This window comes from Kitasatospora sp. NPDC048540 (genome assembly GCF_040651175.1).
GTDB lineage: Bacteria > Actinomycetota > Actinomycetes > Streptomycetales > Streptomycetaceae > Kitasatospora.
The window spans coordinates 19,132-32,763 of the sequence record NZ_JBEZIR010000098.1 but is presented as its reverse complement, the minus strand read 5'-3'; the positions used below and the strand labels follow the sequence as shown (position 1 = coordinate 32,763).

The window sequence follows — 13,632 nt, the reverse complement described above, 5'->3', positions numbered from 1 at the left end:
CGACCACAACCGGCTCGACCGCGAGCAGGCCCTGGAGCTGTACACCCTGGGCGGCGCCCGCCTCACCGGCGAGGAAGCGGTCAAGGGACGGCTCACGGTCGGGAGTTACGCGGACCTCGCGGTGCTCAGCGCCGACTACTTCACCGTGCCCGAGGCGGACATCCCGCACATCGAGTCCGTCCTCACGGTGGTCGGCGGCCGGATCGTCCACGGCGCCCAGGAGCACCAGGGGCTGGCCCCCGACCTGCCGTCGGTGACACCGGCGTGGAGCCCGGTCGCGCGGTTCGGCGGCTACCACGCCACCCCCGCCCCCGGCCCGGCCGGTGTCCACCAGGCCGAGCGCGTCACGGAGGCCGCCGTGGCCTCCGGTGAGCAGCTGGCCTGGCGCGAAGCCCGCGGCCTCGTCCCTCCGGGCCAGGGCCCGGCGCCACTGGACCCGTGCTTCTTCTGACGATCCGCCACTTTCGAGAGGAGGCGTGGTGACCACACCCGCAATCGACCCGGGCGCCGCCGGACGGCCGGAGCCGCCGCTTCCCGGGACACAGGTCCACGACCGCCATCCGCTGGCGCTGGCCCTGTTCGCGCTGACCGCCGTCAGCGGCCTGATCGACGCCGTGAGCTACCTCGGCCTCGGGCACGTCTTCACGGCGAACATGACCGGCAACGTCGTCGTCATCGCCTTCGCCCTGGCCGGGGCGCCCGGGTTCTCCGTCACGGGCTCGGTGACCTCCCTCGCCGCCTTCCTGCTCGGCGCGGGACTGGCCGGGCGGCTCGTCGCCCGGAGCGCCGCCCCGCGCCGCGACCGCTGGCTGCGTACGGCCCTGCTGCTGGAGGTCGCGCTGCACGGTGCGGCCGCGGCCGTCGTCTTCGCGTGGGGCGTGACCGGATCGGTGCAGTACGCGGTCATCGCCCTGCTGGCCGTCGCGATGGGGATCCGCAACGGCGCCGTGCGCGGCCTCGGCGTGCCCGATCTGACCACCACCGTGCTCACCCTCACCCTGACCGGCCTGGCGGCCGACTCCCGCCCGGCCGGCGGCGCCGCGCCGCGCCAGCGGCGCCGGATCCTCGCGGTGGCCACCATGCTGGCGGGCGCCGCACCGGGTGCGGTCCTGGTGCTGCACGGGCAGACCGCCTGGGCGCTGGTGGCCGGCGCGGTGCTGGCCGGCGCCACCGTGCTGCTGTACCGGGAGTGAGGCGCCGGCCCGCCGGGGAGGGCGGCCCGGTGCCTCCTCAGCCGGACCGCGGCACCGGGGGGTTGCCGCGCGGGGTGAGGGTGGCGCCGGGCAGGACGGGCGCCGGGAGGCGGTTCCCGGGGTAGCCGGCGACGCTGCCGAAGCGGTCGGAGCCGGCCTGCCACTCCTCCCGGGCCTCGGCGATGTCCTGGTGGTCGCGGCCGATGAAGTTCCACCACATCACGATCCGCTCCTCGAAGGGCGGACCGCCGATCAGGATGGCCCGGGCTGTCGTGTCGCCGGTGTTGGTGAGGGTCAGGGTGGTGGACCCGGGGGCGAGGTAACCGAGTTCGGCGGGGCGCAGCGGGGTGTCCGCGATTCGGACGTCCCCGTGGTCGACGAGCAGGCCGTGTTCGAACGAGGGGTCGACGGCGAGCGTGGTGGTCCCGTGGGGGCGGAGGGTGAGCTCGGCGCCGAGCAGGGGGGTGAAGGTGGGGACGGGGGAGGTGTCGCCCGCGAGGGAGCCGAGGAACACCCGGGCCTCGCCGCCGTCCAGCGGGACGGGCCGCGGCACGTGGTGGTGGAAGTCGCGGGCGGTGTGCCGGTGCTGTTCCGGAAGTGCCACCCAGAGCTGGACGCCGTGCAGGACGGTGGTGCCGGGCGTCGACACCTCGGAGTGGCTGATGCCGTGGCCGCCGGTCATCAGGTTCAACTCGCCCGGCCGGACGAAGGCGTGGACGCCGAGGCTGTCCCGGTGCTCGATCTCGCCGCTGAACAGCCAGCTCACCGTCTGCAGTCCGGTGTGGGGGTGCGGGGCGACGTCCATCCCGCCGCTGACGGCGACGTCGTCGGGCCCGTAGTGGTCGACGAAGCACCAGGCGCCGATCAGCGTCCGGGCCCGCTGCGGGAGGGTGCGCCGTACCGTCATCGCCCTCGGGCCGCCGAGCGGGACGTCCCGTGCGGGCAGCAGCTCCACCCGCGGTGCCCGGGTTCCGGCCGTTCCGGCGGGGTCGGTCTCGATGGTGCTCACGCTGGGTACGCTCCCACTTCTGCCACTGGTAAAATGGTTCTACATTCAACTACTATGCCATGGCGTAGTGGCGGGCGACAGCGGATCTGCCGGAGGAGTTCACGTGAGTGTTGTGACCAGTGTGGTGGCGCAGGCCCCGGCGCAGCGGCGGGTGTTCATCGACAAGCAGAGCCCCCAGGCGTACCGCGCGATGCTGGCGACCGCCGAGGCGGTCCGCGCCGTCGCGGCGGACGCCGGGCTGGACCGCAGGCTGGTGGAACTGGTCAACCTGCGCGTGTCCCAGATCAACGGCTGCGCCTACTGCCTGAGCCTGCACACCAGGGCCGCGCTGCAGGCGGGCGACACCGCGCAGCGCCTGGGTGTCCTGGCGGCATGGCGCGACACCGAGTTGTTCACCCCACAGGAGCGTGCCGCCCTGGCCCTCGCGGAGGCCACCACCGACCCGTCGGACGCGGCCGTGCAGGAGAGCGCCTACGCGGCCGCCCGCGAGGCCCTGACGGACGATCAGATCTCGGCCGTGGTCTGGGTGGCCATCGCCATCAACGCCTTCAACCGCGTGTCCATCCTGAGCAAGCACCCGGTCCGGCCGGCCCCGGCGCAGCGGGAGGGGTGACGCGCCCCGCCCCGGGTCCGACCTTGCGGTCGTAGGCCACGGTGACCGGTGCGCAGTCGGACCAGCGTTCGGGGTGGGTGGCGGCGCGTTCGACGTGGGCCTCGGCGGCCATGGCGGCCAAGGGGTGCTCCACGGGCAGCGGTTCGAGGTCGAAGACGTCCGGTGCCGCGTCTGCGATCTGCGGACGCGCCGTCAGGCGGCCGAGGGTGCCGGTGGGGCGGGCCGGGCTTCGCTCCGGTTGAGATGTGGCCATTCGTATGGCGGAACGCGGCGCGCGTCGCCTTGTGTGGACAGGTTGCGCCGGATTGTCTGGGGCGCGTCAGCCAGCATGTCCGCCGTCGGCCAGAATGTCCTCTGGCGGCCGTTCCGGGAGCCATCATGCGTGCACGAAGCCTCTATGTCGCGGCCGCAGCCGCCATTCTCGGCCTGGTCCAGCCAGGCCTCGCCGCCGCGGACGGCGACCCCAGCACCACGGTCACGTTCACCGTCACGTCCGGCGCATTGTCGATGTCGGTCCCGGCCAGCGTCAGCCTGGGCTCGGGAGCGCCCGGCGCCACGATCAGCGGGGCGATCGGCCCCTGTACCGTCACCGACGACCGCGCCCTCCTTTCGGCCTCCTGGACGGTGACCGCGGCGGAGACGGACTTCGTGAACGGTCCGTCGACGATTCCCGCCGCCGACGGCACCTACTCGGTCGGGACGGTGACGACGACCGGCACCATCACCATCACCACGACGGACGTGACGCTGAGCAACTCCGCGCAGACAGTACTCACCGGGAGCGCCGGCGTCGGAGACAACACCGCGACGTGGAACCCGACAGTCGCCGTGAACGTGCCCGCCGGCGCCGTCGGCGGAACCTACACCGGAACGCTGACCCAATCCGTTGCCTGACGGAACGAAAGGCGCGCGCCGGTACTGGGTTCTCCTGCTGATGCTGGCCTTCGTGCAGGCCGCCGGGGTGATGCCGGCGGCGGGGCAGGAGGCACCCGCAGCGAATTCCCCCCAGGACCCGGCTGCGGGCAGGACCATCGCCATCAAGCTTCTCGACGCTCCGGAGAACCGCCGCGCCGATCCCAGAGCGCATGCCTACATCATCGACCACCTCGCCCCCGGCTCGACCATCGAACGGCGGGTGGAGATCACCAACAGGTCGTCCACACCGATGCACGTCAAGGTCTACGCCGCGGCAGCCGGCATCGCCAAGGGTGAGTTCACCTTCGCGCCGGAGCGCACCCCCGACGAGCTGACCGGCTGGACATCGTTCGATGCGGCGGACCTCGAGCTGGCGGCCTCCGAAACGGCGCGGGTGCGCACCACCGTTCGAGTGCCCGGGGACGCGGCCGCCGGGGAGCGGTACGGCGTCATCTGGGCGCAGCCGGTCGCCCCCACGGATCGCTCGCTCACTCTGACGGTGCTGGGCCGGGTGGGCGTGCGCATGTACATCGACGTCGGTCCCGGTGACGAGCCACCCTCGGACTTCACGATCGAACGGCTCTATCCGGCCCGAGCCCGCGACGGGCGGGGAGAGGTTCGCGCCCGGATCCACAACACGGGGGGTCGCGCCCTGGACATCAGCGGGGCACTGTCCCTCCTCGACGGGCCGGGTGGACCGCACACCGGACCGTTCTCGACCGGCAGGACGGGCGCCACACTGGCTCCCGGCGACAGCGGGGAGGTGGTCGTCCCGCTGGACGCAACGCTGCCGAACGGCCCGTGGACCGGGGAGCTCACGCTCAGAAGCGGCCTGGTCGAGCGCACCACCCGGGCCATCATCACCTTCCCGTCGACCCCCGGCAGCGTCGGAGCGGACGCCGCGTCGGTCTCCCTGCAAGGGGACTTCCCCACCTCGGTGGTGGCCTGGCTCTCAGCCCTCGCCCTCGCCGCTCTCTGCCTTCTGCTCTCCAGGTTCTTCCGGCGCCGTCGATGACCACTCCGACCATGACCCGCCCTCGCCGTCGGCCGATCTGCTCCTTGAGCGACGTATGACGGTCCTCGTCGAGCGTGTCACCGCTCCTTCTGCGCCGGCGTCGTCCTCGCCGGGGCGCCGACGTCGGCACACCTCTCGCCCGCCCCCTGCCGCACGGGTGCTGAAAGTCATGTTCATGCCACTATGAGTTTCCACGGCTTGGTATCGACGGTTGGAAGCGGAGATGTCGATGTTCGGACATGGGAGAGGGCGGGCCGGAGCAAGTCGCGGCACGGGAGGTACGGGCGGCACGTGGCGATCGCGGCTGAGGGCCCGGGCCCGGAGGGCGGGGGCGGTCACGCTGACCGGGCTGGCCGTCCTGCTGATCGTCCTGGCCACAACCTGGACCGCCACGCTTCAACCCACCCGCGTCGTCCAGGTCGGCTACGCGGCGACGCCGGTGGTCGAGCCCCTGATCGCCATCGGCCTCACCGAACCCGGTGGCACCACTGGCCCCGCCGGCACCGACCGCGCCGCCAGAGCCGGCAGCAGCGGCAGTACCAGCCTCGCGTTCACGGTCGTCCCGGTCAGCCTGACCATCGCCAAGAGGCACACGGACCCCTTCGTCAGCGGCGAGGACGGCGTCTACACCATCACTGTGGGTAACCTCGCGACGGCCAGCCCCACCAATGGCACCACGGTCACCGTCCACGACCTCCTCCCCGAAGGTCTTCGGGCCGACGGGATCGACGGCGCGGGATGGAACTGCGTTCCGGCCACCCTCACCTGTACGCGCAGCGACATCCTGCCTGCCGGGCACAGCTACCCACCCATCACCCTGAAGGTCGATGTCTCCTGCCACGCCCGTGAGCGGGTCACCAACACCGCTACCGTCACCGGAGGCGGTGACAGCACCACCCGCACCGCCACCGACCCCACCACGATCGAGCGCCACGGGCACGACGACGGGCACGACGACGACGGGCACGCCGGCCACGACGGGCATCATGACCACTGCGATGGCCACGACCACTGGTAGCACTCGGCCCGTGCGGACGTAGCGGGAGGTGGTGGAGGTCCTCCGTCTCTGCCGCGGACCTCCACCACCTCCCGCCCTGCCGGCGTGCTGGCCTGGCAGTCCGTCAAGTCGGCTGCGATCGTGTGCTCGTGTCGTCTCGGCGGCCGGTGGACGGTTCCCGGCTGCAGCCGGGTCCACCGCCACCGGTTCGGCTCGCTCGGCAGGTCGCCGATCCGGGTGACCCGGCGGTTCGAGGTCCGGCCGGTGGCGGCGAGGGCCTGCTGGGCGGCGGTGCCGTCCTGGTGGACGTAGTCCTGCACCTCCAGCGGGCAGCGGGTGATCTCCTCGAACTGGACCGCCCCGGCCCTCGGCCATGCCACGCAGCATCGGCGCGGGCACCAGCTCCTCCGAGACGAGCAGGGCGTAGTTCCACGAGTACTTGATCTGGTCCTCGATGGTCGCCACGCCGCCCTGCACGGTCAGCCGGTACGTGCCGCTGACCGCCGCCGCGATCAGCTCCGACAGCATGGACTTCGCGGTGCCCGGCTCACCGACCAGCAGCAGGCCGCGGTTGGTGGCCAGGGTCACCAACGCGCGCTCGACCAGGGCCGGGTCGCCGACGACCTTGCGGGCGATGCCGGCCGTCCCGTCACCGACGATGAACCGGCGGGCCGCGCGCAGGCTCAGCTCTCAGCCCGGCTGGTGGTGGTCGCGGTCCTCGGCGCGCAGCGCCGCCAGTTCCTCGGCGTACCGGACCTCGGCGGGCGGCCGCTGGAGCTGCTCCTCGGTGGTGCTCGTGGTCACGGCGGCCTTTCCCTGGTGGTCGTCGGTGAGGTGGCGAGGGGTCACAGCGCGGTCAGCTCGGTGAGGTCGGCGATCACCTCGGAGGCGGTCACCGGGTCGAGTTCGGCGAAGGTCGGGAAGGTCCGGTTGTGGGTCCAGTAGTCGCCCGGGCGGACGTCGAGCCAGACCGTCTCCACCCGCTGCTCGGGGTACACGTCGTGCATGCCGACCGCGATGCCGTGCTCCGGGGCGAGCACCACGTACCGGTCGGGTCCGACCCGGCGGGACAGCCAGCGCTCCACGCCCGCGTCCTGCGGCTCGCCGCGCCGCCAGCCGCGCCGCTCCATGCCGACCAGCCGGGCGGTCGGCAGCATCGGACCGTTCTCGAAGCGGGTCAGCCGGTGGCCCGCCCGCTCCTCGTCGCCCAGCGCGTACACCGGGCGGCCGAGCTGACGGAACGGCTGCAGGATCTCGTAGTCGGCGAACAGCTCCGACCAGGCGGCCAGGTCGTCGCCGAGCAGCAGCGGATGGGCCAGCCGGACGGTCGCCGAGTCGGGCAGCACGAACAGCCCGTCCTCGACGTCCGTCAGGGTGCGGTCCTCGGCGACCCGGAACGCCGTCGACGTGCCGTCCGCCTCGGCCAGCCACACCAGCCGGCGCACCAGGTGCCACAGCAGCGGATGGCCGACGAACAGCTGCCCGAACTCCTCGGCCGTCCAAGACCGCCGGGTGACCATCGCGTCCTCCAGCCGCCGGATCTGGTCCCCGGCCACCGTGCGGACGTCCTTCTTCAGCGTGGCGAAGCGCTTGCGCCCGGCCGGTGCCAGCTCGGCGTCGTCCCGCGCCCCGGGGGACGGCAGGTCCTTGCGGCGCACGCCGTCCGAATCCAGCACGAACGGCTTGAGCTGCTCGTCGAAGCCCACCGTGAAGGTCCGGGTGCCGTAGTCGACGACGGTGGTCCCGTCGGCGTCCAGCCCGAAGTCCGGCACCAGACGGTCCGACAACTGCTCGCCGGACAGGCCGAGACCGGCCGCCACCTCGGCGATCTTCTCCTGCGCCCGCGCCTTGAGCGCCTTGAACCTCACCCGCTGCGCGATGCCGTGCAGGTGCAGCAGCGCCACGTCGCTGCCGATCGCGGCCAGCACCTCCAGGCCGTCCACCGCGCGGTGGTGCGCCCCCTCGCCCGGCCACGCCCGGAGCACCGGCGTCAGCAGCCGGACCGTCCCGTCGTCGCCCAGCCGGCCGAGCGCGTGCAGCGCCCACCCGTCCTCGGGCGGCATGCCGGCCAGCCGCCACTGCTCGAACACGGCCCAGCCGAACTCCGTCAGCGACCGGGGCTCGCACACCTGCGCCACCTGGTCGAGACCCGGGTAGAACGCGCCGGGCTTGGACAGCGCGAGCATGGTGAGCAGGTGCCGCACCGACTCGGCGGGCAGCGCGCCCCCGCCGCCGCGCACCAGCAGCTGCGGCAGCATCATCGGTTCCGCCCAGTCGCCCGGCCGGGGCAGCTTCGCGGGCAGCACGTTCACCAGCGGATCGGCGGACAGCAGCGCGCCCACCACCTCCGCCGCCTGCGGCCCGTACTCCCCGGCCACCGCGCACACCGCCGGCGCGCCGTGCGCGCCACTGATCAGGCGCAGGGCGTGCTCGGCGTTGCGCCGGGCCACGCCGGCCTTGCCGACCGCGGCGGGAACCAGCAGCCGGGCCGCGTCCGGCCCGTGCCGGACGAACCAGGAACGGGCGGTATCCCCGGCCGACTTGAGCCGCACCAGCCAGTCCGCCATCGTCCCGGCCACCCGGACGTCCAGGTACGGCAGCAGCAGGGACGCGTGGGCGGCCGGGTTGTGCAGCGCGGCGGCCAGCATCGGCTCCAGCGCGTCCGTTCCGAAGCGGGCGGCGACCCGGCGCAACGCGCCGGTGGCCTCCCAGATGTACTCACCGCCGCGCCACTGCGCGATCAGCGGCCGGCCCAGCTCCTCGTCGCCGTACGCGAACAGCCCCACCTCCTCGTGCCTGTTGGAGCCACGACCCGCCCCGGACCGGCCGTTCGCCGCCCGGACGGTGTCGGCGATCCGCTGCCAGTCGCCGTCCGACCAGCGCGCGTACCAGGACTCCGAGACCGCCCACGCCTCCCGCTCGCCCGGCAGCCAGCTCAACCGAGGCCCGTCCGGGGCGCCGAGGCCGGCCAGGACGCGGGGCTTGGCGGTGGAGCGCGGCCGGGTCCACGGCGGGCTGGTGAGCAGCTCGGGCAGCGCGTCGGCGGCGACCTCCGGCACCCGCTCGCCGACCTCGGTGAGCGGCTCCACCACGGCCGCCTGCTCCGGCGTCAGCGCCGGCAGCAGCTCGAGCGCGGCCGCGCGGTGGGCGGCGACATGGGAGGCGAGCAGCTGACGGACCGCGGCCGGCGCGGCGGGGGCGGCCGCCGCCTCCGCGAGGAGGCGCACCGCCCGCCGGGGGAACCGGCGCATGGCCGCCACCAGCGCGCTGCGGGCCGCCTTGTCCTGGGCCTGATGGGCCAGCAGACCACGGAATGCCTCGTCCGACGGCAGCTCGGCGAGCGCGACCAGCAGGGACTTGCGCCGGTCGCTGTACAGGTAGTCCTTGTCCAGGGCGTGCAGCAGCAGTGCCGCGGTGTAGCCGCCGAGCCCTTCCGCGACGGTGGCGATGACCTCCGCCGACCAGCCGTCCCAGCCGAGGCCCGGGAGGCCGGCCAGCGCCTCGAGCGGCTCGGCCGAGGAGAGCGAACACAGCAGCATCGACCACGCGTCCGAGCCCAGGCGGCTGCCCCACGAGCAGCACTCGGCGGCCCAGTCGTGCTCGGAGGGCACCAGGTAGGACACCACCACCTTCCGGTCCATGTCGGTCCGGCAGGCGGCCAAGGCCTCGACGACCTCGTGGTGGACGTCCGCCTCGCACCCGGCCAGCAGGACGCGGACCCGGTCCGCAGCCGGACGGTACGTCACGGAGGTCCGGTACCGCTGCTTGACCTTCCCGAGCCGCGGATTGACCCGCCGCGAACCGGACGAGTCCCAGGTCACGGCGGTGTGCAGCAGTTCGACGACCGCTGTCGCCGCGAACGGCAGGCCGTGCTCCACCACCCAGGCGTCCACCGCCCGGCGGTACCCCTCCGCCGAGTCGGCGACCAGCGCCGCCACCACGGCGGCACCGATCGGGTCGGCGCCGCCGTCCAGGTACGACCGGGCGGCCCCGACCAGGTGGGCCTCGCTCTGCGGAGAGGCCATCGCCTGCTCCACCCACGCCGCCTGCTCCGCCGCGGTGGCGCGGAACTTCTCCGGCGCGGTCCCGGCGGGCGCGGTCGTCGGGCGGGGCACGCCACCGCGCCGGGGGATCAGCGCCCGGCGCCAGGCGTCCGGCAGCACGAAGGTGTCCTCGTCGACCGGGGCGTCCACCGGCTCGGGGGCGGTGGCGGGCTGCGGGACGGGGGCCGCATCGGCGCCGGTCTCGCGGTAGCCCTTGCGCTCCTTCTCGGCGACCGTCCTGGCGAAGTGCGCCTGCGCCCCCTCCGCGGTCGGGAACTCCTTGCTCTGCTCCCGCCCGTCGGTGCCGCACCGGCCGTAGCGCACGGTCACCACGGCACCGTCGACCGCGGCCTCCCAGAACTTGTCCGAGCCGCCCTCGACGAACTCCCAGCGCCGCACAGCCCCGCCCCTCTCCTCGCACAGGTGATCAGGTGAGGAACAGTAGCGAGGCCCACCGACAGACCACCCGGCAGGCGCCCGGCACTCGTGGGCGCTGGTCGGAGCCACGCGGGGGAGCTCCCGCGCGCGGCGTCGGGCGGTGACTCTGCGCACCGGGCGCGGCCGCCGGTCCGGTCGGGTCGGACCTCGCGGTCGTGGGCCACGGGCACCGGTGCTGATGCGCCGCCCGAAGAAGATCAGCCCAGGGCGGTGAGGAGCGTGTTGAGCGCCTTGACCTCGGCTGCCTTGTCCGGCTTCGACGCGCGCAGCGCCTTGAGGGCCCGGTCGATTTCGCCGTCGAGGAGGGTCCAGGCCTGCTGGTTCGTGGGTTGCAGGGTGGGCTGGTCGTCGTCCCAGGCCTTCTCGAGGTCGGTGATCCGGGCGGTTGCGGCCGCCTGGTCGCCGGAGTTCAGCTTGGCGAGGGTGTCCGCGGTGATCGTGCGGAACTTCGCGACCTCGGCGGGCGGGAACGAAGACGTCGCCCTCCGAGCGGAACAGGAAGACACGATGCGAAGCGAACGACGGACACGCGTGGCGGGTGTCCGGTGATCGACTGGTTCCATGCGGCCGTGCTCGGCCTGATCCAGGGGCTCACCGAGTTCCTGCCGGTATCCTCCAGCGCCCACCTGCGGGTCTTCTCCGCACTGCTGGGCTGGGACGACCCCGGTGCCGCCTTCACCGCGGTCACCCAGCTCGGCACCGAGTCCGCGGTCCTGATCTACTTCCGCCGGGACATCGCCGCGATCGTCTCCACCTGGATCCGCTCCCTGTGGACGCCGGCGCTGCGCCGCGACCGGAACGCCCGGATGGGCTGGTTCGTGATCGTCGGCACGCTCCCGATCGCGATCCTCGGGAAGCTGTTCCAGACCACGATCGAGACCCAGCTGCGCGACCTGCGGATCATCGGCACCACACTGATCCTCTTCGGCGTGATCCTGGCGGTGGCGGACCGCACACGCGCGATCCGCGGCGCCCGCGGGATCGACTCGCTGACCTTCCCGCACGCACTGGTCTACGGCGCGGCCCAGTCGCTGGCGCTGATCCCGGGCGTCTCCCGTTCGGGCGGCACGATCAGCGCGGGCCTCTTCCTCGGCTACAGCCGCGAGGCCGCCGCCCGCTACTCCTTTCTCCTCGCCGTCCCCGCCGTGCTGGCGTCCGGAATCCTGGAGCTCTTCAAGATAGGCGAGGGCCCGGCGCCCGCCTGGGGACCGACGATCCTCGCCACGCTGATCGCCTTCGCGGTCGGCTACGCGGCCATCGCCTGGTTCCTGAAGTACATCTCCCACCACAGCTTCTTGCCGTTCGTGATCTACCGCATCCTGCTGGGAGTCCTGATCATCGGCCTGGTCACCGCCGGGGTGCTGGCCCCGAACGCGGGCGCGGTCCACCAGCCGCCCCACCCCGGGCAGGGCCGTCGCGAGTGGTTCCTGAAGACACCTTCAGGTCTTCAGGAACCCTTCAGCGCCGCTCGGCCATGCTGGACATGACTGTTCGGACACGATGCCGTCGGCCGGCGGCTCCACTCGGAAAGGCACCGGACGATGCTCACCTCCTCGGCCCTGCTGGCCGTCAACCCACTGGACGCCGGCTCACTGCTGGCCGCGTTCGGCGCGCTGGGCATCGCTGTGATCATGTTCGCGGAGACCGGCCTGCTCGTCGGCTTCTTCCTCCCCGGCGACTCGCTGCTGTTCACCGCCGGCCTGCTGTGCACCACCGGCGCCCACAGCGGCCCCCACCTGAACCTCGGCCAGGTCCTCGCGGCCGCCGTGGTCGGCGCCCTCGCCGGCGCGCAGACCGGATACCTGATCGGGCGCCGCGGCGGCCCCGCCCTGCTCGCCCGCTCCCGCAACAGACACCTGCACGACGGCGCGGAGCGCGCCGAGGAGATCCTCACCCGCTACGGCCACGGCAAGGCCATCGTCCTCGCCCGCTTCGTCCCGGTCGTGCGCACCGTGCTCAACCCGCTGGCCGGTGCGCTCGGCGTCAAGGTCCGCACCTTCACCCTGTGGCAGGTGGTGGGCGGGCTGGCGTGGACGGTCGGCCTGGTCATGGCCGGGTACGCGCTCGGCTCCTCGATCCCGAACGTCGACCACTACCTGCTGCCGATCGTCGCCGTCGTGGTCGTGGTGTCGCTGCTGCCGCTGGTCCTGGAGATGCTGCGCTCCCGTCGACAGGCGAAGGCCCGTTGAGCGGCCCCACGACCACGCTCGCGCTCGACGGCCGCCCGATCGACGGCGGCCTGTACCAGCGCATCGACCAGTGGGCCCAGCACCTCCCGGTGCCGGTGCAGCACGCCGTCGCCGCGTTCTCCGCCTACGGCCTGGCCCTGGCCGCCGTGCTGATGCTCCTCGGCTGGTGGCGCGCCCGGCGTACCGACAGCACGGCGGTCGCCCGGGCGCTCGCCGCGCCGCTGGTGGTCGTCGTCGCGTTCGCCGCCGACACCCTCCTCAAGTCCGTGCTGCGCGAGCCCCGCCCGTGCCAGGTGCTGGACGCCGGGCGCACCCTCGAGGCGTGCCCCGCCGCCGGGGACTGGTCGCTGCCCAGCAACCACACCGTCATCGTCTTCGCCGCAGCCGCCGTGCTGTGGCAGGTCGATCGCCGGCTCGGCGGGCCCGCCCTGCTGCTCGCGCTCGCGATGGGGGTCTCGCGGGTGCTGGTCGGCGTCCACTACCCGCACGACGTCGCCCTCGGCGCGGCGGTCGGCCTCGCCGCCGGGTACGGCCTCGGCCTGCTCGCCGGCCGCGCCGCACCGCTGGTGGAACGGGCCCGCGATGGGCGGCTGCGCCGATGGCTGACCGTATGACCGCACGGCAGTCGGCGCCCTGGATCGCGGCCTGCGCCGTGGCGTTCGCCGGCATCGCCGTGGTGCTCGACGCGAACCACCGGCCGTCCGCCGCGGTCACCACCGCCGAGGCCGTCACCTCGCTCGGCACCGGCGCCTTCCCGTACCTGATCGCGCTCGCGGCCGGCGTCGTGCTCGTCCGCGCTCACCGACCCCACCGCTCCGGATGGGCCGCGGCCGCACTGCTGCTCGCTCCCGTGCTCTGGCTGGTGGCGGGCCAGCTGCTGCGGCAGACCCTGATGCACGGCCTCGGAAGGCCGCGCCCGCCCGCTGCGGACTGGGCGTTCACCCCCTCCGGGTTCGCCTTCCCCTTCGGCCACGCCTTCACCGCCGCCACCTGTGCCGGACTGCTCGCCCTCGCCGCGTACTTCTTCTTCCGCAAGCCCGCCACGACCACCGCCGAGCCCCCGAGGGCGGAACCCCGCACGGCCGGGCCCACTCCCTGACGCCGGGCCACGCGGCGCAGCCATCGGCCACGCGGCGGCGACGGTGCGCTCGGGCGTCGGCTCGTCGGCCTCGTTGCTGCGGGCAGCGGCGAGTACCCAGGCGGGCGGGCCGTTGGCCCCG

14 protein-coding genes and 2 pseudogenes are annotated in these 13,632 nt (G+C 73.5%); 10 read left to right on the top strand and 6 right to left on the bottom strand.

All coding sequences use genetic code 11. The features are described from left to right. A partial coding sequence (locus tag AB0D08_RS29775) for an amidohydrolase family protein (RefSeq protein WP_359893198.1) occupies positions 1-451 on the top strand: 451 nt, incomplete at its 5' end. A gap of 28 nt (positions 452-479) precedes the next feature. Then, complete coding sequence (locus AB0D08_RS29770) at positions 480-1,193, top strand: YoaK family protein (protein ID WP_359893195.1); 714 nt, start codon at positions 480-482, stop codon at positions 1,191-1,193. A gap of 37 nt (positions 1,194-1,230) precedes the next feature. Here AB0D08_RS29770 and AB0D08_RS29765 read toward each other — a convergent pair whose 3' ends face one another. After that, positions 1,231-2,202 carry a pirin family protein gene (locus AB0D08_RS29765; RefSeq protein WP_359893193.1) on the bottom strand — a complete coding sequence of 324 codons (972 nt, stop codon included), beginning with the start codon at positions 2,200-2,202 and terminating at the stop codon, positions 1,231-1,233. Positions 2,203-2,314: 112 nt separating this feature from the next. Between AB0D08_RS29765 and AB0D08_RS29760 the strand changes: the two genes are divergently transcribed. Continuing rightward, complete coding sequence (locus tag AB0D08_RS29760; protein WP_033823745.1) at positions 2,315-2,815, top strand: carboxymuconolactone decarboxylase family protein; 501 nt, start codon at positions 2,315-2,317, stop codon at positions 2,813-2,815. Positions 2,816-2,840: 25 nt separating this feature from the next. Here AB0D08_RS29760 and AB0D08_RS29755 read toward each other — a convergent pair. Further along, positions 2,841-2,936, bottom strand: a pseudogene (locus AB0D08_RS29755) (exodeoxyribonuclease III); the annotation flags it as partial. A gap of 122 nt (positions 2,937-3,058) precedes the next feature. Between AB0D08_RS29755 and AB0D08_RS29750 the strand changes: the two are divergent. The 3 genes from AB0D08_RS29750 to AB0D08_RS29740 all read left to right on the top strand — a co-directional run bounded on the left by AB0D08_RS29750 (position 3,059) and on the right by AB0D08_RS29740 (position 5,763). Next, positions 3,059-3,709: a hypothetical protein gene (locus tag AB0D08_RS29750; RefSeq protein ID WP_359893190.1), complete on the top strand. Its 651-nt coding sequence runs from the start codon at positions 3,059-3,061 to the stop codon at positions 3,707-3,709. 40 nt (positions 3,710-3,749) lie between these two features. Further along, positions 3,750-4,745: a peptidase gene (locus tag AB0D08_RS29745; RefSeq protein ID WP_359893188.1), complete on the top strand. Its 996-nt coding sequence runs from the start codon at positions 3,750-3,752 to the stop codon at positions 4,743-4,745. Positions 4,746-4,974: 229 nt separating this feature from the next. After that, on the top strand, positions 4,975-5,763 hold the full coding sequence (locus AB0D08_RS29740) for a hypothetical protein (protein ID WP_359893185.1): 789 nt from the start codon (positions 4,975-4,977) through the stop codon (positions 5,761-5,763). Here AB0D08_RS29740 and AB0D08_RS29735 read toward each other — a convergent pair. From AB0D08_RS29735 to AB0D08_RS29720, 4 genes and pseudogenes are all read right to left on the bottom strand, one after another. Further along, on the bottom strand, positions 5,730-6,122 hold the full coding sequence (locus AB0D08_RS29735) for a hypothetical protein (RefSeq protein WP_359893182.1): 393 nt from the start codon (positions 6,120-6,122) through the stop codon (positions 5,730-5,732). The two genes, AB0D08_RS29740 and AB0D08_RS29735, sit on opposite strands and share 34 nt — an antisense overlap. Before the next feature lie 40 nt (positions 6,123-6,162). Next, positions 6,163-6,270: pseudogene (locus AB0D08_RS29730) on the bottom strand (hypothetical protein); the annotation flags it as partial. 317 nt (positions 6,271-6,587) lie between these two features. Next, complete coding sequence (locus tag AB0D08_RS29725; RefSeq protein ID WP_359893179.1) at positions 6,588-10,184, bottom strand: DUF4132 domain-containing protein; 3,597 nt, start codon at positions 10,182-10,184, stop codon at positions 6,588-6,590. Between the two features lie 236 nt (positions 10,185-10,420). After that, positions 10,421-10,729 (bottom strand): hypothetical protein, encoded by a 309-nt coding sequence (locus AB0D08_RS29720; RefSeq protein WP_359893176.1) that lies wholly within the window; start codon positions 10,727-10,729, stop codon positions 10,421-10,423. Positions 10,730-10,771: 42 nt separating this feature from the next. On the opposite strand from AB0D08_RS29720, the gene AB0D08_RS29715 reads away from it, so the two are divergent. The 4 genes from AB0D08_RS29715 to AB0D08_RS29700 are packed head-to-tail and all read left to right on the top strand — an operon-like array spanning position 10,772 to position 13,511. Then, positions 10,772-11,710, top strand: coding sequence for an undecaprenyl-diphosphate phosphatase (locus AB0D08_RS29715; RefSeq protein WP_359893199.1), 939 nt, complete (start codon positions 10,772-10,774; stop codon positions 11,708-11,710). A 54-nt stretch (positions 11,711-11,764) separates the two neighbouring features. Then, the gene (locus AB0D08_RS29710; RefSeq protein WP_033821408.1) at positions 11,765-12,412 is read left to right on the top strand and encodes a DedA family protein; all 648 of its coding nucleotides are present in this window, start codon (positions 11,765-11,767) and stop codon (positions 12,410-12,412) included. Continuing rightward, positions 12,409-13,026 carry a phosphatase PAP2 family protein gene (locus AB0D08_RS29705; RefSeq protein WP_359893172.1) on the top strand — a complete coding sequence of 206 codons (618 nt, stop codon included), beginning with the start codon at positions 12,409-12,411 and terminating at the stop codon, positions 13,024-13,026. The genes AB0D08_RS29710 and AB0D08_RS29705 overlap by 4 nt, the downstream gene beginning before the upstream one ends. Further along, complete coding sequence (locus tag AB0D08_RS29700) at positions 13,023-13,511, top strand: hypothetical protein (RefSeq protein ID WP_359893171.1); 489 nt, start codon at positions 13,023-13,025, stop codon at positions 13,509-13,511. Before AB0D08_RS29705 ends, AB0D08_RS29700 begins: the two co-directional genes overlap by 4 nt. Positions 13,512-13,632: the final 121 nt, after the last annotated feature.

Excerpts from the sequence above, each read along its gene's own strand:
- AB0D08_RS29700 (WP_359893171.1), top strand. The coding sequence starts at position 13,023 with ATGACCGCACGGCAGTCGGCGCCCTGGATCGCGGCCTGCGCCGTGGCG.
- AB0D08_RS29745 (WP_359893188.1), top strand. The coding sequence starts at position 3,750 with ATGCTGGCCTTCGTGCAGGCCGCCGGGGTGATGCCGGCGGCGGGGCAG.
- AB0D08_RS29750 (WP_359893190.1), top strand. The coding sequence starts at position 3,059 with ATGTGGCCATTCGTATGGCGGAACGCGGCGCGCGTCGCCTTGTGTGGA.
- AB0D08_RS29710 (WP_033821408.1), top strand. The coding sequence starts at position 11,765 with ATGCTCACCTCCTCGGCCCTGCTGGCCGTCAACCCACTGGACGCCGGC.
- AB0D08_RS29740 (WP_359893185.1), top strand. The coding sequence starts at position 4,975 with ATGTTCGGACATGGGAGAGGGCGGGCCGGAGCAAGTCGCGGCACGGGA.